The organism is Microbacterium sp. A93 (assembly GCF_051842835.1).
The window spans coordinates 348522-368349 of the sequence record NZ_JBPXMT010000007.1; the positions used below are offsets into that span (position 1 = coordinate 348522).

17 protein-coding genes are annotated in these 19828 nt (G+C 61.5%); 3 read left to right on the top strand and 14 right to left on the bottom strand.

All coding sequences use genetic code 11. The annotated features are described in order from the left end of the window. Positions 1 to 8 precede the first annotated feature (8 nt). The 6 genes from ACSU1G_RS19205 to ACSU1G_RS19230 form a co-directional block, all read right to left on the bottom strand. Positions 9 to 1067, bottom strand: coding sequence for an enoyl-CoA hydratase/isomerase family protein (locus ACSU1G_RS19205; protein ID WP_439281580.1), 1059 nt, complete (start codon positions 1065 to 1067; stop codon positions 9 to 11). After that, positions 1064 to 2209 carry an acyl-CoA dehydrogenase family protein gene (locus tag ACSU1G_RS19210; RefSeq protein ID WP_439281581.1) on the bottom strand — a complete coding sequence of 382 codons (1146 nt, stop codon included), beginning with the start codon at positions 2207 to 2209 and terminating at the stop codon, positions 1064 to 1066. Before ACSU1G_RS19210 ends, ACSU1G_RS19205 begins: the two co-directional genes overlap by 4 nt. Positions 2210 to 2214: 5 nt before the next feature. Further along, positions 2215 to 3729 (bottom strand): CoA-acylating methylmalonate-semialdehyde dehydrogenase, encoded by a 1515-nt coding sequence (locus tag ACSU1G_RS19215; RefSeq protein ID WP_439281582.1) that lies wholly within the window; start codon positions 3727 to 3729, stop codon positions 2215 to 2217. 81 nt (positions 3730 to 3810) lie between these two features. Beyond that, the gene (locus ACSU1G_RS19220) at positions 3811 to 4731 is read right to left on the bottom strand and encodes an AEC family transporter (protein WP_439281583.1); all 921 of its coding nucleotides are present in this window, start codon (positions 4729 to 4731) and stop codon (positions 3811 to 3813) included. Continuing rightward, positions 4731 to 6164: a TRAP transporter large permease gene (locus ACSU1G_RS19225; protein ID WP_439281584.1), complete on the bottom strand. Its 1434-nt coding sequence runs from the start codon at positions 6162 to 6164 to the stop codon at positions 4731 to 4733. The genes ACSU1G_RS19220 and ACSU1G_RS19225 overlap by 1 nt, the downstream gene beginning before the upstream one ends. Further along, positions 6161 to 6772, bottom strand: a complete 612-nt coding sequence (locus ACSU1G_RS19230) for a TRAP transporter small permease (protein ID WP_439281585.1) — start codon at positions 6770 to 6772, stop codon at positions 6161 to 6163. The genes ACSU1G_RS19225 and ACSU1G_RS19230 overlap by 4 nt, the downstream gene beginning before the upstream one ends. A 187-nt stretch (positions 6773 to 6959) precedes the next feature. Here ACSU1G_RS19230 and dctP point away from each other — a divergent pair, with 187 nt between their 5' ends. After that, positions 6960 to 8087, top strand: a complete 1128-nt coding sequence (dctP, locus tag ACSU1G_RS19235; protein ID WP_439281586.1) for a TRAP transporter substrate-binding protein DctP — start codon at positions 6960 to 6962, stop codon at positions 8085 to 8087. A 66-nt stretch (positions 8088 to 8153) separates the two neighbouring features. Here the strand turns inward: dctP and ACSU1G_RS19240 are convergent, their stop codons facing one another. From ACSU1G_RS19240 to ACSU1G_RS19275, 8 genes are all read right to left on the bottom strand, one after another. After that, a complete protein-coding gene (locus tag ACSU1G_RS19240) occupies positions 8154 to 8897 on the bottom strand; it encodes a tyrosine-protein phosphatase (RefSeq protein ID WP_439281587.1) in 744 nt (247 codons plus the stop codon). Next, entirely contained in the window at positions 8894 to 9895 is a 1002-nt protein-coding gene (locus ACSU1G_RS19245) for a DUF7064 domain-containing protein (protein WP_439281588.1), read from the bottom strand. Before ACSU1G_RS19245 ends, ACSU1G_RS19240 begins: the two co-directional genes overlap by 4 nt. Before the next feature lie 36 nt (positions 9896 to 9931). Next, the gene (locus ACSU1G_RS19250) at positions 9932 to 10462 is read right to left on the bottom strand and encodes a hypothetical protein (protein ID WP_439281589.1); all 531 of its coding nucleotides are present in this window, start codon (positions 10460 to 10462) and stop codon (positions 9932 to 9934) included. A 1-nt stretch (position 10463) separates the two neighbouring features. Further along, positions 10464 to 11720: a phosphotransferase family protein gene (locus ACSU1G_RS19255; RefSeq protein WP_439281590.1), complete on the bottom strand. Its 1257-nt coding sequence runs from the start codon at positions 11718 to 11720 to the stop codon at positions 10464 to 10466. 53 nt (positions 11721 to 11773) lie between these two features. Further along, complete coding sequence (locus ACSU1G_RS19260; RefSeq protein ID WP_439281591.1) at positions 11774 to 12634, bottom strand: SDR family NAD(P)-dependent oxidoreductase; 861 nt, start codon at positions 12632 to 12634, stop codon at positions 11774 to 11776. Positions 12635 to 12721: 87 nt separating this feature from the next. After that, positions 12722 to 14584, bottom strand: a complete 1863-nt coding sequence (locus ACSU1G_RS19265; RefSeq protein ID WP_439281592.1) for a flavin-containing monooxygenase — start codon at positions 14582 to 14584, stop codon at positions 12722 to 12724. A 144-nt stretch (positions 14585 to 14728) separates the two neighbouring features. Continuing rightward, positions 14729 to 15508 (bottom strand): SDR family oxidoreductase, encoded by a 780-nt coding sequence (locus ACSU1G_RS19270; RefSeq protein WP_439281593.1) that lies wholly within the window; start codon positions 15506 to 15508, stop codon positions 14729 to 14731. Positions 15509 to 15597: 89 nt separating this feature from the next. Then, positions 15598 to 16983, bottom strand: a complete 1386-nt coding sequence (locus tag ACSU1G_RS19275; RefSeq protein WP_439281594.1) for an MFS transporter — start codon at positions 16981 to 16983, stop codon at positions 15598 to 15600. Between the two features lie 163 nt (positions 16984 to 17146). Here ACSU1G_RS19275 and ACSU1G_RS19280 point away from each other — a divergent pair, with 163 nt between their 5' ends. Together ACSU1G_RS19280 and ACSU1G_RS19285 are read left to right on the top strand one after the other, a co-directional pair. Continuing rightward, the gene (locus ACSU1G_RS19280) at positions 17147 to 18001 is read left to right on the top strand and encodes an SDR family oxidoreductase (protein ID WP_439281595.1); all 855 of its coding nucleotides are present in this window, start codon (positions 17147 to 17149) and stop codon (positions 17999 to 18001) included. A gap of 8 nt (positions 18002 to 18009) precedes the next feature. Beyond that, the gene (locus tag ACSU1G_RS19285) at positions 18010 to 19815 is read left to right on the top strand and encodes an acyl-CoA dehydrogenase (RefSeq protein ID WP_439281596.1); all 1806 of its coding nucleotides are present in this window, start codon (positions 18010 to 18012) and stop codon (positions 19813 to 19815) included. The last annotated feature ends 13 nt before the right edge of the window (positions 19816 to 19828 follow it).

The following is a 19828-nucleotide window of genomic DNA, read 5'->3' on the forward strand; positions in this document are numbered from 1 at the left end:
GCTCTCTTTCAGTGGACGCTGGCAGGAGCCAGCCCGAGTTCATGGTCGCCGAGTGGCAGGAAGTAGGCGTCGATGGCGTCTGCTGACAGGGCCTTGGATGCGTCCCATATCGGATTGCGATCCTTGTCGATCACCTGTGCACGCACACCCTCGGCGAAGTCGGGTGCGGCATGTGCACGACGAGACACCCGATACTCCTGATCGAGCGCGTGCTCGAGGCTTGTCAGCGCTGAGGCTCGGCGGAGTGACTCGAGTGTGACCGCGAGCGCGAGCGGCGACTTGCCATCGATGGCGTCGGCGGCTCGTTCCGCCTCTGGATCGCCGACAGTGCGCAGACGTCCCACGATCTCCGCGACGCCCTGTGCAGAGAACGCATGGTCGATCCACGGGCGAGTCGCGGCGAGCGGCGCCGCCTCCGGATCCTCTGCGAGCAGCAGGATTGCTTCGGCCGCATCCGTCGTTTCCAGCGCCTTCAGGAGTTTCGGGATCTTGGAGGATGGGATGAAGTCGTCGCTGAGGCCGATCATGATCGCGTCCGCCGCACCCACAGAGCCGGCAGTCAGCGCGACGAAGGTGCCGAGTTCGCCCGGCGCGTGGGACAGGAGCCAGGTGGCACCGACATCGGGAACGAAGCCGATGCCGACCTCTGGCAGCCCGAGCCTGCTGCGCTCGGTGACGATCCGATGCGAAGCATGGGCCGATATCCCGATGCCGCCACCCAACACGATACCGTCCTGAATCGCAACGACAGGCTTCGCGTAACGTGCGATCTGTGCGTTGAGACGGTACTCGTCGTACCAGAACCGTGCGGAGGCGGAGCCGTCGCCAGACAGTGCGTCCTCGTACAGGCTCACGATGTCGCCGCCGGCGCAGAGGCCGCGCTCGCCTGCTCCTCCGATCGCGATCGTCTGGATCGAATCGTCCTGAGCCCAGCGGGTGAGCGCGTCACTCATCGCGATGACCATTGCATGGTTCAGGGCGTTGATGGCCTTTGGACGGTTGAGCGTGATCAGTCCGAGCCGTCCGCGCTGCTCGAAGAGCACGTCATGTTCGGCGACGTCGCTCATCGTGCCGCCGCCAGAAGCTCACGTCCGACGATGAGTCGCATGATCTCGTTGCTGCCTTCCAGGATCTGGTGCACACGCAGGTCGCGCACGACGCGTTCGATGCCGTACTCCTTGAGGTAGCCGTAGCCACCGTGGAGTTGGAGGGCCGCATTGGCCGCGGAGGATGCCACGTCGGTCGCGAATCGCTTCGCGAGCGCGCACGCCACTGCCACGTCAGGGGCGCCCTCATCCATCTTCTCCGCCGCGCGCTGGAGCAGCGCGCGTGCTGCTTGCAGTTCGGTCTCCATGTCGGCGAGCGTGAACACGATCGACTGGTTATCGGAGAGGGGACCACCAAAAGCGTGACGCTCCTGCACGTACCTCGTCGCGCGGTCCAACGCCCACTGGGCGCCTCCCAGCGAGCAGGCGCCCATGTTCACTCGCCCGCCATTGAGGCCTTTCATGGCGATGCCGAAGCCGTCGCCCTCCTCGCCGAGCCGATGGGTGATCGGCACGCGGACGTTGTCGAAGAACACCTGACGGGTGGGCTGTGCGTTCCAGCCCATCTTCTCCTCGTTCGGACCGAAGCCCAGACCCGGCGTCCCGTCGGGAACCACGATCGCGCTGATGCCGCGTGAACCCGGGGCGCCGGTGCGAGCCATCACGATGTACACCGCAGAAGAGCCGGCGCCAGAGATGAACTGCTTCACACCGTTGATGACATACTCGTCGCCGTCGCGGATCGCGGAGGTCGTGATCGCCGCAGCGTCGGAACCCACGCCCGGTTCGGTGAGACAGTAACTACCCAGCGCAGACATCTCAGCGAGCCCGGGGACCCAGCGCTCCCGCTGCGCGTCGTCACCGAACGTATCGATCATCCACGCGACCATGTTGTGAATAGAGATGTAGGCGGCGATAGTCGTGTCGCCCTTCGCCAGCTCCTCGAAAATCGCGACCGCATCCGAGCGCGAGAGCCCGGATCCGCCGACGTCTTCGCGGACGTAGATGCCGCCGAGACCCATCTCGCCTGCCTTGCGCAACGTGTCGACCGGGAAGTATTTCTCGGCATCCCACTTCGCGGCGTACGGGACGAGTTCGGTCTCGGCGAAGTCGCGGACGGCGCCGACGAGTGCGGCGCGCTCCTCAATGATCGTGCTCGACATGGCAGTCAGTGCATCGTCGGGATGACGAAGCTCGCGCCTTCCTTGAGGTCGTGCGACAGCCAACGGCTCGTGACCGTCTTCGTCTTCGTGTAGAAACGGAAGGCATCAGGGCCGTGCTGGTTCAGATCACCGAAACCGGACTTCTTCCACCCGCCGAACGTGTGGTATGCGATCGGCACGGGGATCGGCACGTTGACGCCGACCATGCCCACATTCACCCGTGCGGAGAAGTCACGGGCGGCGTCGCCGTCGCGTGTGAAGATCGAGACGCCGTTGCCGAACTCGTGATCGCTCGCCATCGCGAGCGCCTGCTCGTAGTCGTCGGCGCGTGCGATGAACAGCACAGGCCCGAAGACCTCTTCCTTGTACACCGTCATGTCGGTCGACACATTGTCGAAGAGTGTCGGGCCGAGGTAGAACCCGTTCTCATACCCCTCGACCGTGTAGCCGCGACCATCGGCGAGCAGCGTCGCGCCCTCGTCGATGCCCGTCTGGATGTAGCCCTCGACGCGCTGGAGTGCCTCGGCCGTGATGAGAGGCCCGTAGTCGACGCTTTCGGCGAGGGCCGGGCCGATCCTGAGCGCTTTGACACGCTCGGTGAGCTTCGCGGCGAGCGCGTCACCGGTCTCCTTGCCGACCGGGACCGCGACCGAGATCGCCATGCACCGCTCGCCCGCCGAACCATAGCCTGCGCCGATCAGAGCGTCGGCAACCTGGTCGAGGTCAGCGTCGGGCATCACGATCATGTGGTTCTTCGCCCCGCCGAAGCACTGAGCGCGCTTGCCGTTCTGAGCGGCGGTCTCGTAGATGTACTGCGCGATCGGCGTCGAACCCACGAACCCGACAGCCTTGACGCGGTCATCGTGCAAGATCGCGTCGACGGCTTCCTTGTCGCCGTTGACGACGTTCAGCACGCCAGCTGGCAGACCTGCCTCGAGGAAAAGTTCCGCGATGCGCAACGGCACAGAGGGGTCGCGCTCGCTCGGCTTGAGGATGAAGGAGTTACCGGCCGCGAGCGCCGGACCCATCTTCCACAGCGGGATCATGGCCGGGAAGTTGAACGGGGTAATACCCGCCACGACGCCGAGTGGCTGACGCATCGAATAGACATCGATCCCAGTGCCGGCCGCGCTCGAGTACTCGCCCTTGAGTAGGTGCGGGGCGCCGATGGCGAACTCGACGACCTCGACACCGCGCTGGATGTCGCCCTTGGCATCATCGACCGTCTTGCCGTGCTCGCGAGAAAGCGTCTTGGCCAACTCGAGAGCATCCTTGTTGATGAGTTCGACGAACTTCATCAGCACGCGGGCACGCTTCTGCGGGTTCGTCGCACCCCACCCAACCTGAGCCTCTTCCGCGTTCGCGATCGCCGCTGCCATCTCCTCCGTGCTCGCCAGCGGCACCCGCGCCTGTACCTCACCGGTGCTCGGATCGAAGACGTCGCTGAAGCGACCAGAGGTTCCGGAGACGTGCTTGCCACCGATGAAGTGAGTGAGTTCGCGAGGGCTTGAATCTGTCATTGTGGGGTCCTTCCGCATCTGCGAGTTATGTAGTCAACCATATACTTTTATGCCCATCTATCATCGCGACAACTGTCCCGGTTAAGACAGCAACAGATTCGCCACCAGCAGCACGGGAAGACATCCGATCGTCGTGAGCAGGATCGTGTCACGTGCGACGCCGACGCCAACGCCGTAGTTCTGGGCATAGTTGAACACGTTCTGTGCGGACGGGAGTGCGGCAAGCACCACCACAATGAACACCTCGGCATCAGGAAGTCCCAGCATCGGTCCGGCCAGCACCCAAGCGGCGACGGGCATCACGAGAAGCTTGAGAACCGTGGCCAGGACGACATCGGATCGGCGGTCAACGTCTCCGAGGAGCCGTTGACCGGAGAGCGAGAGTCCGTAGCTGATGAGTAGAACCGGAACGCACGCGTCGGCGAGCAACGTCGCTGGCTCGAGAGCAAGCGCCGGCAATGGCAGCCCCGATAGGGAGACCAGCACGCCGAGAATCGAGCTGAGCACGATCGGATTCGTCAGCGATCGCCGTACGATCCGCGCCAGAGACACCCGATTTCCCGCCGTCGCCTCCAGCAGGAACAGCGAGATCGGTGTGAGGATCAGCACTTGAAACAGGATCACCGGTGCCGGATACGCGGCGCTGCCCAGCAGATAGAGCGAGAGCGGGAGTCCGATGTTGTTCGAGTTCACAAACCCGGTCGCCAACGCGCCGATCACCGCCTCACTCGCGGACCGCCGCCACAGCAGCTTTGCGACAAGGAGGTAGACCAGCATCACGAAGATGGCGGCAAGCGCCGAGACCGGAAGTAGCGAGGAGAACAGCAGTTCGGTGTTTGCCTGAGACAGAACCACGAACAGTAGGAACGGTGCCAGGACGTAGAACGTGAGCCGGGCGAGAACTCGGGCCGCATGCGGCCCGAGCACGTCGCTCCGTCCGAGAATGTAGCCGACGACAACCGCGAGGACGACAACCGCGAATCCTGTCAGCGTCTCAATCACTAGAGGAGGCCGGCCACCCGCGGGAGCCACAGAATGATGTCCGGCACCAGGAAGTACACGGCTGTGAGGGTGAGATCGAGCAACACGAACGGCGTGAGGTAGCGGAATACGCTCTCGGCGCGGATGCCGGTCGCCGAAGATATGACGAATGCGTTGATGCCGATCGGCGGCGTGATCAGGCCGATTTCGATCATCTTCAGAACCAGGATGCCGAACCAGATCGGGTCGAATCCGAGCGTGAGCACGATCGGGCTCATCAATGGCACAGTGATCAGCATTGCCGTGAGGCCATCGAGTACCGCACCGAGCGGCAACAGGATGAGCAGCAGCATGGCGATGACGAGGATGGGCGGAACCTCGAGATCCCCGGCCCACGTCGTGAGCGCACGGGGCAGACCCGAGAGCGTAAGCATGTAGCCGAACATCGCGCCGCCGACGATCAACAGGAAGATCATGCCGACGACGCCGACCGTCTCGCGCATCGAGACCGCGAACACCTTGAAGATCGAGGCACGCTTCTTCTTCACCTCGACGACCATGATGATCAGGGCAGCCACTGCCCCGAGTGCGCCAGCCTCGGTGGCGGTGAAGTACCCCCCATAGAGCCCGCCGACGACGATCACGAAGATCACGACCGCGTACACGACACCCATGGCATCGCTGTGAACGAAATGGGCAAGGCCTCGCCGCTCGCGGGGAGCCACGATCGTCTCGGTACGCATGACTGCACGCATCTCCGCCGTGGAGTCCCAGGCCTCGTCGAGGCTGCGCGCGTTCACAGGAGCCGCTGCCTTCGCTCCGCCGAAACGCGGGTCATTCGTGCGCGTCCCGCGCATCGCTCGCACGATAACGAACGCCATCAGGATGAGACACGACAACAGCCCGGGGATAATGCCGGCAAAAATCAGAGCCGCAATGCTGACCTCGGCGGTAATTCCGTAGAGAACGATCGCGATCGACGGCGGAATGAGCGCGGCGAATGCGCCAGCCGCTGCTACGACAGCGGCTGCATACTCGCGCTTGTACCCGTATCGGCCCATCTCCTGCACCGAGATACGCCCGAAGGCGGCAACATCTGCGGCGCTGGAACCAGAAATCCCCGAGAACATCGTGGTGGCCCCGACCGCGGTGGCTGCAAGGCCGCCAGGAATATGACCAATGACATGGTTCACAGCGCGATAGATTGCGCGGCCGATGCCGGCGTTGGCGATCAGACAGCCGAGCAGGATATACATCGGGATGACGAACAGTGCGTACTTGGCGGTGGACGTATAGGGCGTGGATGCCAGCACGCTGGCAATGTTCCCGCTCGCACCCATCAGGATCAACCCGACGACTCCAGAGCTGATCAGCGACAGGGCGACCGGCATTTCGAGTGCGATGAAGACGAAGAGTGCGGCAACTGCCAGTCCTGCCGCGAGTTCGGGAGTCATGCGAGATCCTTCGTGATCGGGGCGTCAAGCAGGTCCTCGAACGGCTCGCGCTCGCGGCCGACGACACTCGAGTACTTGGACAGCTCTGCAGTGAGGAGGAAGATCAAGACGATCGCCAGGCATACGAGGCCGATCGGAATGGCGACACGTGCGGGCCAGATCGGTACGTTGATCAGACCAAACCGGTACTCGGCCGTTCGCAGTGACACGATCGCCTTGTCGATCGTGGCCCAAGTGAGCCATCCCACGATCATGAGAGAGAGCACGAGTCCGATCGACCGTACAAGTCTCGCCGCCGCTTCCGGCAACCGATCGGTGAGCAACGTCACACGAATGTGCTGACCGTCTCTGCCTGAGCTCATCATCGCGAGGAATACCGTCACCACCAAGAGCACTTCGGTGATCTCGATCACACCAGGAACCCCATGGCCCGCCAGAGTGCGCATTGAGACATCGACCACCGTAGCGATCATGAGCAGGAGCACTCCGATGCTGGCAATCGTGCGCAAGACCGGCTCAACCACGAGGGTTGCGCGCTCCAGGGCGCGAGCCACGCCGGCGAGCGTGTGCGCCGGCGCAGGTGTAGCGCTGTTGGCTGTTTTTGACACCGAGAACTCCTCATCGAGTCGGTTGCGGTTTGCATGCGCCCTGGTCAGATGGTCAAGACGCGCACCCTTGTGGATGCCGCAGAAGCCACGTTATCAAAAAAGTAGGTGTCCGACCACCAAATAACGTATTATGGGCCGATGCATCGAATTATTCGGCGCATCACCCGAACATGACAAAGGAGTCTCCATGCAGTCCACCTCCGCGGCCAAGCGCCTGCTCTGGGCCGGCGCAGCCGCCACCTCCGCAGTTCTCGTACTGGCAGGATGCAGCCCAAGCACCAACGGCGCCAGCGATGTCGAAGCACCATCTGATGGCGCCGTCGCCCCGCTTTCGCTGAAGTTCACCAGCTACGCCAGCCCAACGGCACCGATCAGCGTAGCTCTGCAGCAGTCGTTCGACGAGCTGGCGACCTCTACCGACGACGCAGTGCAGGTCGAGCCATTCTGGTCCGCTTCTCTACTCAGCGCACCGGATGGCCTCGCCGGAGCCACCGACGGCCGTACTGATATCGCTCTGATCTCTGCCGCGTACACGCCCGCGGAGATGCCGTTGAGCCAGGTCCTCGGCGTTCCGTTCATCGCACCGGATTCGGCGAGCGCATCCCTGGCACTCGCGGACCTTTATGACACCAGCCCCGCTTTCCAGAACGAGTTCACCGCCAACGGGGTTCATCTTCTGGCCGTCATAACGCCAGGCGAGAACACGATCGCAACAACCGACCCGATCGAAGGTCCGGAGGATCTCAACGGTCTGCAGCTACGTGCCGCTGGCTACATCGCTAACACAGTGCAGGAATGGGGCGCGAATGTCCACGCCCTCCCGGCTACCGACATGTACGAGTCCATCGAGCGCGGTCTCATCGACGGATACACGTCGTTCGCATACGAAAACATCGCCTCTTTCGGACTCAATGAGGTCGCAACAAATATCACCGACCCCGGCACCGGCCCATACATCGCGTCGTACATCGTGATTAACAAGACGCTCTGGGACGACTTCTCCGACGCTCAGCGGGAGGCGATCACCGCGTCCTACGAGAACCTCACCGATTGGAGCACCGAAGCCACCCTCGAAGTCGAGGCGCAGATCTGCGACGTGCTGCTGGAGAACGGCGGCAGCGTCACGATCTGGGGCGAAGACACTGTAGACGAGTTCCGCGACAAGGTTGGCGACAGCATCCTGACCGAATGGAAATCGTCGGCCGAGGCCGCCGGGGCGGATGCCGATGCGTTTCTGGACGAGCTGAACACCGCGCTCGATGGCGTGAGCGACCACGACCGTCAGACCGGTCTGCAGGAGTGCGCGAGCCGCTGACGACGAGGAGAGGCGGGGCCCGGGAAAATTCATCCCGGGCCCCGCCTCTTTCATCCGGTGTTTCGCTTAGGCCGGATCCGACACGATCATGAGCGAGCGGAACCGATCGATGGCGTCCTGCGCGAGACCGTGCGCGAGTAGCCATCCTTCCGCGCCCGACCAGTCTTCGACCAAGGATTCGAGCAGCGCTTCGATTTTCTGTCGCTGCGGGCGGTGCTGTTCAACGGTTCGCCCGGACAACACCCGATCGTAGCCAGGCACGGTGCGCAGACGTTCGAGGATGCCAGCGATGCCGTGATCGGTCAGCAGGAAGTCCTCGACGATGAGCGGATGCGCGACACCGAGCAAGTCCAGAACAAGAGCAGCGATGACGCCGGTGCGATCCTTGCCGGCAGCGCAGTGGAAGTACACACCATCCTCCGCGCCGTCCATCACTGCGCGGACCGCCGTGACGATCTCATCGGGGCCATCGATCAGATAGTCGTAGTATCCCGCGGTCCAACTCGTGCCCTGGTCGGTCACCAGGCTCGAGGAAACGTACTCCAGGCCGAGACGCTCCGCGTCGACGCGCTCCGAGTCCGCTTCGCTGGGACGACGAAGATCGACGATCGTACGGATCGGCAGGCCAGCCTCAGCAGCGTTACCTGCAGTGACGAGCGCCACAGGAAAGTCGCCACGGAACACCCGTCCGATCGCTGTTCGCCCTCCCGTCGCAGGCAGACCCCCGAGGTCACGCACATTGTGCGCGCCCTCGAGGGTCTTGACTCGCCGGCCGTGATCGAACACGCTCGTCGGCAAGTCGGCGTTCATGCGCGGATGACCTGTGGCATGTCTGTCGGCCACACGCCGAAACGTGTCGTGTGATCCGAGATGAGGTTGTTCTCCATCACGACGCCGTAGCCGACGCGTTCGCCGTAGACCCACTTCATCATGCCGTTCCACGTGATGTTCGCGGGATATGCGGTCCACGGCGCACCGACGTTGGGCATGGCGTGCAACCGATATGTACGGCCACGAACATCCGTGACCTCGCAATCCAGTGTGAGCAACATGATTCCGAACCGGGTGGCCTCGAACGAGCCATGTGAGAGGGCGACGAACTCACCCTTATCGATGACGTAGCCGTGGGTGATCTCGGTGCGCTGTCGCGCTGGTGCCTGCGCGTCGCGAGGCGCCCGGAAGTGGAACGCGAGGTCCTCGCCGAAAGTCGCATTGATGCTGTTCATCGGCCGGACGGACTCCGGACGCTTCCCCCACGAGCGGTCCATGCGCTCGATACTGTCGACGGGGAATTCCTTGCCCTGAACCTTGATCGTGCCCGTGATTCGGCCGGTCATGTCGTAGTGCCCCTTGTAGGCCTCCCCCGAGCTCGACTTCGCAGCGCGCTCCTCCTCGGTGCCGCCCGCGTTCGGACTCATCGCCGGGTCATGGATGTCGAAAGGCTCGTGCAGACCGATCCAATCCACGTGAATCTCATTGCCGTCCGGGCCGACATAGTCGATCCGATACTCCCGCGGTGGCTTGGTGGCCTCGATCCGCAGCCCCATCGGCGAGTCGATAAGCGACCAACGCTCGGGCGCCGGGAGCTGGTTGCGCACGTTGTAATGCAGCAGCTGCGAGCGAGAGTCTGTCATCGAGCCGTAGAAATAGATGTCATTCGTCATCACGCCCAGAACGGGACGAACGACCACGTAGACGTGCGCGAGTATGTTGTGCTCTGGCACCGGGATGGGCAGGAAATACGTCTCCGCCCAGTCGTAGTCGGCATCAGGTCCGTTCTGGTATTCGAGATGTTCTGCGGTGATCACTGAGTATTCCTCTCTCTCTTTGGTCTGTCAAAACTGCTACTGCAGGCGAACTGCGAAAGCAGCGTCAAGCGACGGGACGACAGCGGGGTCGCTCTCCCATCCCTGCGGCAGGAACCACGCACGTTGCATGTCGAGAAGCTCTTTCGCTGCGTCCAGCACTGCCAGCTCTATGCGCAACCCGGACGCTTCACCTTGGGAGGAGCGCACGCTCGCGGAGACCAGTTCCGCCAGCGATCGCGCCGTATCCGCAACAGTCGGCGTACCCACCCGCGCGTCAGCCGCGATCACAGCGGCAACCTCCAGCTCTTGCTCAATTGCCGCGCCGAGTGCGGGAGAAATCACCGCGACATCGCTACGAATCTCTTGCAGAAGCGCCAGGTAATGAAGGAGCTCAAAACGAGCGCGCTCATGCACATGATCGATACGTTGTTCGACGAATTCCAGAACTTGAGCGACAATCTTCGCCTGTTCGAGAGCGAGCGGATCGTTCGGATCCACGGCAGGGATGATGACATCGCGCATAGCGCGCGCGGCCGCGGCGAGCGTGGTGCGGGTGTGGTCAGCCATTTCAGCTCTCCTCAAGGATTGATGTGCGCAGCTCTTCGCCCAGCGAATACACAACACCCTCAAGCCACGCCAACAGCACATCCTGGTGAGACTTAGCGAGGCGAATGACACGCGAGCCTGTGCCGAGCGTCGATGCAATGAGCTGGAAAGTGTTCAGGATCCGGTAGTAACGCAGACGCACAGGATCCACGGTGAGCCCTGAGAGGCGTTCATACTCGCTAATGAACTCGTCATACGGCACCAGCCCCACAACAAGTACGGTCTTACCGTCTTCGGCCAGGTTTCCAAAGGTAGGCAGCGTTGCCCAGGCGAGATCACGGTGACGATCACCGAGGTGCCCACGTTCCCAGTCCAGCCAGGTGGTGATCTGTTTGGTGTCCTCGTCGAAGAGGAAATTGCCGGTGCGGTAATCTCCGTGCAACACACTCACCCGGTCAAGTTCGGGGGCATTGCGCTCAAGCCAATTCGCGGCGACCTCCCACAGGGGGAATTCCTCAGCACGGTCTTCTTCCCAGACCCGGCGCGTGCGATTTAGTTGCCAGACCGCCGTATCCGTGGTTCCAACGCGGGGAAGATCGAAAGACGGCAAATCGAGACTCGCTGCTTCGAGCGAATGCAGCGTCGCCAGGTGTGCGACAAACTGCGGGCCGATCTCAGCACGAAGCTCTGAATCGAACGCGCTGCCGACGCCCGAGGGCCGCCCCTCCACAGCGTGAGGCTTACTCACACCGCTAGCCAGTGCATAGATCAACGTTGACTGCGGAAAGAACTCCGCGGCGTCATCAACCCAGTACGCGCGAGGCACAGGGAGGTAGTTGCCGAGGGCGTTGATCAGCTCATACTCCCGAGTACGGCTCGTGGCGTTCAGCGACTCCTGTGGCTCCATCCGCAGCACAAGCTGCGAGGTGGTTAGGCCCTCCAGAGGATCATTCCATTCGAGCGAGAAAGCAGCCTGCAGTTTGGATGCGCCACCGGAGAGCCAGCGCATGTTGTCAACACGGTGCGGCCCTTTCACTTTTGCGTCGAGGAAGGCGTCGAGTGCCACGCGCAAGTCTTCGAGCGTGCTCGGCGCCTGTCGCGGATCAGCCCGGCTTTCGGCCTTGCGCGTGAGCATCCGGTCATACTCCGCTTCGCTAGGAAAACGTTCGCGCATCTGCTCGATGAAGGCGGCATCCGGAGCGTCTCGCCGAGCGTGATCGACTTCTCGAATCTCTCGAAGCCGATCACTACCGATATCGAGGATGGTGTTATTCGTCATTCGTGATCTCCATTGATCTTCAGCGCTGTCGCACTGTCGAGGTTGTGGGCGAATCAGGGCATGTAAGCGCCGCCGTTGACGGCGATGGTCGCTCCGGTGATGTAGGCAGCAGGCTCGGAAGCAAGGAAGATCACGGTGGCAGCGAGCTCGGATGGCGTGCCAACTCTGCCCGCGGGGATTGTCGCCACCATTGCTGCAATAGATTCCTCGGACTGCGCGTTCGCAAGCGGAGTAGAGATGCGTCCCGGAGCCACAGCATTGACGGTGACGCCGTACTGGCTGACTTCACCTGCCAGCATGCGAGTGAATCCGATGAGGCCCGCTTTGCTGGCGCTGTAATCGGTCGTGGTCGAAGCAACGTAAGTCTGGCCTGCTCGCGATGCGATATTAATGATGCGTCCCCAGCCGCGGGCCTTCATCCCTGGCACGAACGCGCGTGACAGTCGGAATGGCGCCGTGAGATTGACTGCGAGCGTGAGATCCCACACGTCGTCGGTGACGTCTTCGACGTAGTTCTTGCCGCGATTACTCGCTTGCGGCTGGATACCCGCGCAGTTGACCAAAATATCTACCTGAACGCCCTTCGCCTCGAGTTCAGCGAGTGCCGCATCGATATCTACTCGGTCACCGAGATCAACGACGAGTGAGTGCGTCGCGCCGATCTCGCGCACCGACTCGGAGCGGTCGAGAGCGACAACATGGATGCCATCGGCAGCGAACTGTTCCGCAATAGCTTTCCCAATTCCGCTGGCTGCTCCCGTAACCAGAGCAGTCCTGGTTGCGCTCGTTGTCTCAACAGGGGTATTTGTATTAGTCACAGTGATCCTCTTTGATCTGGTTGTGGTGCTCTTTGAACTACTTTCCGGCGCCGCCGGGTCGTTATTTCTAGGCAATCGCATTGCGGTGCCGGGCATAAGGGCTTACTGACCCCACGACGCCGCGACGATTGTCTCGGCGTCGCATTCTGGCTCCGCGCTCTAAAGGCATCGAGGCCAGAAGAATCACTTTTCGGCGACGAAACCCTCGAGCGTGCCGTCTGACCAGTTCTCGAGCAGCTCGTAGTATGCAAGCGCCCCGCCGCCGTACCGTCCGCCGGTGAACAGGTCGTCCATGCTGGCCGCCTTGCCGTCGTTGTTGTAATAGCCAGGCGTGCACTCGAGATAGAACTCAAACTGCGACTTGTTCGAAGGAGCCGTGCGGATCTCCTGCACCCAGGCGTCGACTGCCTCTGCCGTCGGCTCAATCGTGCGCGCGCCTCGCTCGACGAAGTTGGTGACGATATGTGCGACGTACTTCGCCTGCTCGTCGAGGAGGTGCACCGCATTGACCGCGGAGACTGTCTGCAGGTTGCCACCGATGAAGAACAAGTTCGGGAACTTGTCTGTCGACATCCCGTGGAAGGTGCGAACGCCAGCATTGCGCCAGTGATCGGTCAGACTGGTGCCGCGCCCGTGAAACTCAAAGCCGGCAAGTCGGGTGTACTCGATGGTCGCTTCGAAGCCGGTGGCCATGATGACGCAGTCGAGTGGGTATTCCTTGCCCCCGACAATGACACCCTTCTTGGTGAACGCTTCGACGCCCTGTCCATGCGTGTCGACAAGGTGGACGTTGTCACGGTTGAATGACTCGAGGTAGTCGTCGTGCCACCCTGGGCGCTTGCACCACCAACGGTAGTGCGGCTTGAGCGCGTTCGCAGTGACGGGGTCAGTCACGATCTCGTCGATCCGTGCGCGCAGGTTGTTCATCACGCGATAGTCATTAATGATGTTGAGTTCGTTCAGCTCGTCGGCGTCGGGCATACGCCCCAGCCGCCCTTCGACATGTTCGATCGGCTCAGAAAGCACCTCGAACGTCTTCGTCCATCCGTCACCCACGAGGTCCGCGTCGGGCGCCGACGCACCAATGCGCGTGCCGAACTGGAAGTGGGACTGGAAGTTCGCGCGGCGAGCACGCTGCCACCCTGGCTGGGATCTGTCCGCCCAATCGGGCGACGTCTCGCGCTGCCCTCGCACACCGACGGTAGACGGTGTGCGCTGAAATACGAAGAGCTCCTGTGCATCTTCGGCGACGGCGGGAACCACTTGAAGCCCCGTCGCTCCAGTGCCGATCACGCCGACCTTTTTGTCGATGAGTCCGAGGAGCCCACCGGTAGAGTCTCCGCCTGTGTAGTCGTAGTCCCACCGGCTGGAGTGAAAAATGTGCCCCTCGAAGTCTTCAATACCGGGGATACCAGGCAATTTCGGCAAGCTCTGGCGGCCGCAGGCAACGATAAGGATGTCGGCGGTAATTTCGTCGCCCCGATCGGTGCGCACAATCCAACGCGCGTTTTCCTCATCCCAGGTGGCATCCTTCACCGAGGTCTGAAACAGCGCCTTCTCATAGAGGCCATAGTCGCGACCAATTCGCTGGCTGATCCCGAGCATCTCTGGCCCGTAAGAGTAACGATGCTTGGGCGCATAGTTGAGTTCTTCCAAAAGCGGAAGATAGACGTGCGCCTCGATATCGCACATCGCACCGGGGTACCGGTTCCAGTACCAGGTGCCACCAAAGTCGCCACCAACCTCGATCGTGCGAATGTCTTTGATGCCCTGTTCAAAGAGACGAGCCCCCTGAAGAAGACCACCGAATCCGCCGCCGACCACGATGACCTGAGTGTGGTCACGCAGAGGTTCGCGCTCGATCTCCTGTGTCCAGGGGTCCTCACTGTACGAACCGAATCGACCGCTGTCAGTCGGAATGTACTGCGCTTTCCCCTCGGGCCGAACCCGCAAATCGCGCTCCGCTAAGTAACGCCCCTGCAACTCACTTGGGTCGAAATCGATCGGACCGAAGAGCTTCTCATCGAGCATGAGATCTTCATTCATCATTGAATTCCTTTGCTGACACAACTCATGCGGTGCAGGCTTCCGTCACCCGTCTATTCCGCTGTACATCCAGTGAATCAATCAGCGCGAAGCGTGAGTAGGGACCCCCGTCGTGTTCACGCGGGACATTCGTCGCGGTCTTCGTCAGGCACGGCCACCCGCAAGCACTAATCCGCCATCGAGGGTGAGCATCTGCCCGGTAATCCAAGAAGATTCGTTCGACACGAGAAAAGCCACGGCGTTCGCTACGTCTTCGGGAACGCCCAGTCGTCCAAGCGGATACTCTGCGGCAACCTCTGCCTCGCGCCCCTCATACAGAGGCTTACCGAACGCGGTCTTGACGACGGCAGGCACGATCCCATTCACTCGCACGCGTGGTGCGAGTTCGAGCGCGAGCGTGGCGGTCAGGTGCGCGATAGCGGCCTTGGTCACGCCGTACCATCCGATCCCCTCGGAGGGGGCGACGCCAGAGATCGAGCCGATGTTCACGATCGAGGCGTCAGCCTGCGAACCGATACCCGCGCGCACTGCCTCCTGGATCCAGCCGAGCGTGCCCAGCAGGTTCACTTCGGTGATCTTACGAGCGAGCCCCAGGTCGAGATCCATGAGCGATCCGTAGGCGGGATTGATACCCGCGTTGTTGATCAGGATGCTCGGCGGACCGAACTCGGCACGCACCCGCTCGAACACCTCGGCACGGTGCTCGGGGTCATCTGCCTTGCCTGCAACGCCGAAAGCGGTGCCTGCGGGCAGAACACTCACCGCTGCCTCAAGAGCCTCGGCACCGCGCGCTGTGATGCACACACGCGCTCCCTGCTCAACGAGCCGGCGGGCGATCGCGAATCCGATGCCGCGGCTTGCTCCAGTGATGACCGCAGTGTGCCCTGCAAAAGAACTGCTCGACTTCATCTCGTCATTCATCATTGCTCCCAAACACTTTCGCTTTTCAGAAAAAGACCGTGTGTGCCGTAACGGCACACACGGTCTTTCGTTCAATTTCCGTAGCTTTTCGACTATGCGTTAGACACGCCTCGGGGCACGCGCACTGCATCGACGACCCTTCCGCCCTCTTCAGCAATGTCGTGCAGGTCGACGTCATCCTTTCGCCGCACCAGAAGAGTTGCGAGGAACGCGACGACACAAAGGAAAGTTACTCCCAACGCGATCGGCCAAACATTCACTCCGGAGGCGAACAGCGACTGTGCGACGAGCGGGCCAAGGCCACCTCCCAAGAGCGATGCCAGCTGGTAGGTGACCGAAACTCCCGTGTAGCGGTTCTTCGTCGGGAACAGCTCCACGTAGACCGCCGTCAGCGGGCCGAGAATGAACGCATGAATCGAGAACGTGAGCACGTAGCTCGCAGTGAGCATCGCGAACGACCCAGACGACAGCATCGGCACGACGAGTATCGAGTTGATGACCTGAAGCCCGATCCCCCACAAGATGACCTTGCGTCGGCCATACTTGTCGGCGATTATCGCTGCCACCGGAAGCAGCACGAGACACGCAGCGAGCGCCATCATGCCGACATTGATGATCGAGCCCTGCGGTACTCCGCTCGTGCCAACCGAGTATGCAACCCAGAAGGTGAGCATGAGGTTCTGAATCAAAAATGGCCCGGTAAAGATCAAGGCGCCGATGATCACCCAACGCCAGTTGGTACGCATCACAGAGACGAACGGGTTCTCGAACTTCTGGCCTGCAGCCTCGGCCTCGAGAATCTCCGCCCGACGCTTGACCATGGTCCCGCTCTCCTTCACACGCAAGCGCATGTAAATGGCGAGGATGAACAGGACAATCGTGACGAGGAACGGGATTCGCCAACCCCACGTCATGAAGTTGTCTCCTGTTGCGGGGATCACAATGGCAAATGCGGCGAATCCAAGGAGAAGACCCGCAGCCGACCCCGTCGTCGTTGCGGTTCCCATCAGAGCACGGCGCCCCTTCGGCGCGTGCTCACTCGTCAGTACAACACCGCCGCCCCACTCGCCACCGACGGCGAGACCTTGGATGAGTCGCAGAGCGATCAACATCATTGCCGCGGCAGGGCCAACCATCTCGGTCGTCGGCAAGAGTCCGACAAGGAACGTCGCAACACCCATCACCACGATCGTGATGATCAGCGTTTTCTTCCGGCCGATCTTGTCGCCGAAGTGGCCGAAGATAATGCCACCGATGGGTCGCGCGGCGTAACCAGCAGCTAGCGTGCCAAATGAAGCAACCAGCCCAAGCGCAGGGGGTAACCCGCTGAAGAACAGACCGGCAAAAACGAGCGAAGCTGCCGTCGAATAGATACTGAAGTCATAGAACTCGATCGCTCCGCCAATAAAGCTGGAGACCCAGACTCGCCGGGCTTGGCCGGGCTCAGTCGTCGGGTTCGCTGTGGATTGTTCAGCCATGCGAATATTGATCCTTCCTTGGATCGGCTGGCGGGCACTCGGGGTGTGCCTCGCCGCCGGCGTCATCCGCCACCTTGCGGACACCGATCAGCTTGCGGGGCAAAGACTTTGTTGTCAACCAAGAACTTAGTAATCCCTCTCGAGTTGGGTGAAGTCGCGACAGATGTCGCTACCGGTTCAACTTGCCACGTATAAAGTTGCTAGTCAGATACCAAACGTCGTATGGTCAATCACGTACGAAGCAGTGCACCATCATGCACACAGCAGTGCACCGGAGAGGAACACCATGGGCAATATTGCCTTCGATTTCACTGGACGAACCGCCGTCATTACCGGCGCAGCGCGCGGAATCGGACTCGAGGTGGCCCGCGCTTTCTCACAGACGGGTGCACAAGTCGTCATGGCCGATTTCGACGGAGATGTCCTCGAAGCTGCTGCCGCAGAGTTCGGTGGCATCCCCGTTCAGGCAGATGTCGCCAACACTGAGGATGCTGAACGCGTCATCCAAACCGCGATCGAGCACACTGGCCGCGTTGATGTGCTCGTAAACAACGCGGGCATTCTTCGTGACCGAGTGTTATGGAAGCTGACCGATGACGACTGGGAGGCTGTCCTCGCTGTTCACGCCGGCGGCACATTCCGCTTCACTCGAGCAGCCATTCCTCAGATGCGCGAGCAGGGTTATGGCCGGATTATCAACGTCACATCTTTCACCGGACTTCGTGGCAACTTTGGGCAAGCGAACTACGCCACAGCCAAAGCCGGGATCATCGGTTTCACGAAGACTGCTGCCAAGGAACTTGCCGGATTCGGGATCACTGTCAATGCCATCTCACCGCAAGCGGCCACCCGCATGACAGCGTCGATCCCCGAGGAACGCATCGCCGAACTCACCGGACCAATCCCGCGCTTTGCGGATCCCGCCGAGATCGCAGGAGCGATCGAGTTCCTCGCCGCTGAGGAATCCGGCTTCATCACTGGCGTCGTCCTTCCGGTCGACGGCGGCGTCTCGATCTGAGGGTCAAAATGCCTAACAATCCAACAATCTCGCGGCGCGACCTCGACTTCCTCCTTTACGAATGGCTAGACGTCGCTTCGCTCACCGAACGCGAAAGATTCGCCGACCATTCCCGTGAATCCTTCGACGCCGTCCTGGATCTCAGCGAGGAAATCGCCGCCGAGAAGTTCGCACCGCACTACAAGACCGTCGACTCCCACGAACCCCATATGCTCCCTGACGGCAGCGTCGAGATGATCCCTGAAGTCGGAGAGGCGCTGGCCGCGTACGCGCAGTCTGGGTTCTTCGCAGGAGCGTTCGACGAGCAGTTCGGAGGCATCCAGCTTCCGACATCCGTCTCGCGCGCCTCCATGGCAATCTTTACCGCAGCAAACGTATCGACGTCGGGTTACCCTTTCCTCACGCAGGCGAACGCGGCGGCGATCATCGCGCACGGTAGCGCGGACCAGATCGACAAATGGGTGCTGCCCATGCTGGAAGGGCGTTTTTTCGGCACCATGTGCCTGTCAGAGCCAGATGCCGGGTCCTCACTCGCCGACATCCAGACGCGTGCTGAACCTCAAGACGATGGCACGTACCGCATCTTCGGACGAAAAATGTGGATCTCCGGTGGAGACCACGAACTCAGTGAGAACATCGTGCATCTCGTACTCGCCAAGATCCCCGGTGGCCCCGCCGGCGTTAAAGGAATCTCCCTCTTCATCGTTCCCAAGCACACTGTGAACGATGCGGGCGACATCGATGAGCGCAACGATGTGATGCTCGCCGGCCTTAACCACAAGATGGGTTTCCGCGGCACAACGAACACCGCATTGAACTTCGGTGACGGACAGCACACGCCTGGCGGGAATGCTGGCGCCGTCGGCTACCTCGTGGGCGAGGCGCACAAGGGGCTCTTCTACATGTTCCACATGATGAATGAAGCTCGCATCGGCGTCGGTCTCATCGCCACCGCCCTCGGCTACACCGGGTACCTCCAGTCGCTCGAGTATGCACGCGAACGACTCCAGGGCAGGGCTGTCACAGCGAAGAATCCGGCCTCGGACCAACTCGCGATCATCGATCACGCTGACGTGCGCCGGATGCTGCTCGCACAGAAGAGTTATGCAGAAGGATCCCTGGCGCTCGGCTTGTACTGCTCCGACCTCGTCGACCGGCAGAACACCGCACCGGACGATGCAGAGAAAGAGCGCATCCGGCTTCTGCTCGAGGTCCTAACCCCCATCGCCAAGAGCTGGCCGTCGCAGTGGTGCCTCGCCGCCAACGACCTCGCCATCCAGGTGCATGGCGGATACGGCTACACCCGTGACTACAACGTGGAGCAGCTCTACCGCGACAACCGGCTCAACATGATCCATGAGGGCACGCACGGCATCCAGGGACTCGATCTCCTCGGACGCAAGGTCATTATGGAGAACGGTGCGGCTCTCACCGCTCTCACCACAACGATCCGGGCCTCGCTCGATCAGGCGACGAGTATCGGAGACGAACCTCTAACCGAATTCGCGAACGAGATCAAAAACCGCCTCGACCGTGTAGTAGACGTCACCAATACGATCTGGGATGGTACCTCGCCCGATGTGGCCCTCGCCAACGCCTCGATCTATTTGGAAGCGGTCGGTCACCTCGTCCTCTCCTGGATCTGGCTTGAGCAGAGCCTCGCGTCGTTCGGCAAGGACGGAGCCTTCTACGAGGGCAAGCGTGCTGCAACCGCCTACTTCCGCCGGTATGAACTCCCGAAGATCGATGCACAGCTCGATCTTCTTGCAAGCCTCGATCGCCTCACCGTGGATCTCGATCCCGTCTGGTTCTGACGCCGCAATCGCG

Excerpts from the sequence above, each read along its gene's own strand:
- ACSU1G_RS19255 (WP_439281590.1), bottom strand. The coding sequence starts at position 11,720 with ATGACGAATAACACCATCCTCGATATCGGTAGTGATCGGCTTCGAGAG.
- ACSU1G_RS19225 (WP_439281584.1), bottom strand. The coding sequence starts at position 6,164 with ATGACTCCCGAACTCGCGGCAGGACTGGCAGTTGCCGCACTCTTCGTC.
- ACSU1G_RS19210 (WP_439281581.1), bottom strand. The coding sequence starts at position 2,209 with ATGTCGAGCACGATCATTGAGGAGCGCGCCGCACTCGTCGGCGCCGTC.
- ACSU1G_RS19215 (WP_439281582.1), bottom strand. The coding sequence starts at position 3,729 with ATGACAGATTCAAGCCCTCGCGAACTCACTCACTTCATCGGTGGCAAG.
- ACSU1G_RS19250 (WP_439281589.1), bottom strand. The coding sequence starts at position 10,462 with ATGGCTGACCACACCCGCACCACGCTCGCCGCGGCCGCGCGCGCTATG.
- ACSU1G_RS19205 (WP_439281580.1), bottom strand. The coding sequence starts at position 1,067 with ATGAGCGACGTCGCCGAACATGACGTGCTCTTCGAGCAGCGCGGACGG.
- ACSU1G_RS19260 (WP_439281591.1), bottom strand. The coding sequence starts at position 12,634 with ATGCCCGGCACCGCAATGCGATTGCCTAGAAATAACGACCCGGCGGCG.
- ACSU1G_RS19265 (WP_439281592.1), bottom strand. The coding sequence starts at position 14,584 with ATGAATGAAGATCTCATGCTCGATGAGAAGCTCTTCGGTCCGATCGAT.
- dctP (WP_439281586.1), top strand. The coding sequence starts at position 6,960 with ATGCAGTCCACCTCCGCGGCCAAGCGCCTGCTCTGGGCCGGCGCAGCC.
- ACSU1G_RS19270 (WP_439281593.1), bottom strand. The coding sequence starts at position 15,508 with ATGATGAATGACGAGATGAAGTCGAGCAGTTCTTTTGCAGGGCACACT.
- ACSU1G_RS19275 (WP_439281594.1), bottom strand. The coding sequence starts at position 16,983 with ATGGCTGAACAATCCACAGCGAACCCGACGACTGAGCCCGGCCAAGCC.
- ACSU1G_RS19285 (WP_439281596.1), top strand. The coding sequence starts at position 18,010 with ATGCCTAACAATCCAACAATCTCGCGGCGCGACCTCGACTTCCTCCTT.
- ACSU1G_RS19280 (WP_439281595.1), top strand. The coding sequence starts at position 17,147 with ATGTCGCTACCGGTTCAACTTGCCACGTATAAAGTTGCTAGTCAGATA.
- ACSU1G_RS19240 (WP_439281587.1), bottom strand. The coding sequence starts at position 8,897 with ATGAACGCCGACTTGCCGACGAGCGTGTTCGATCACGGCCGGCGAGTC.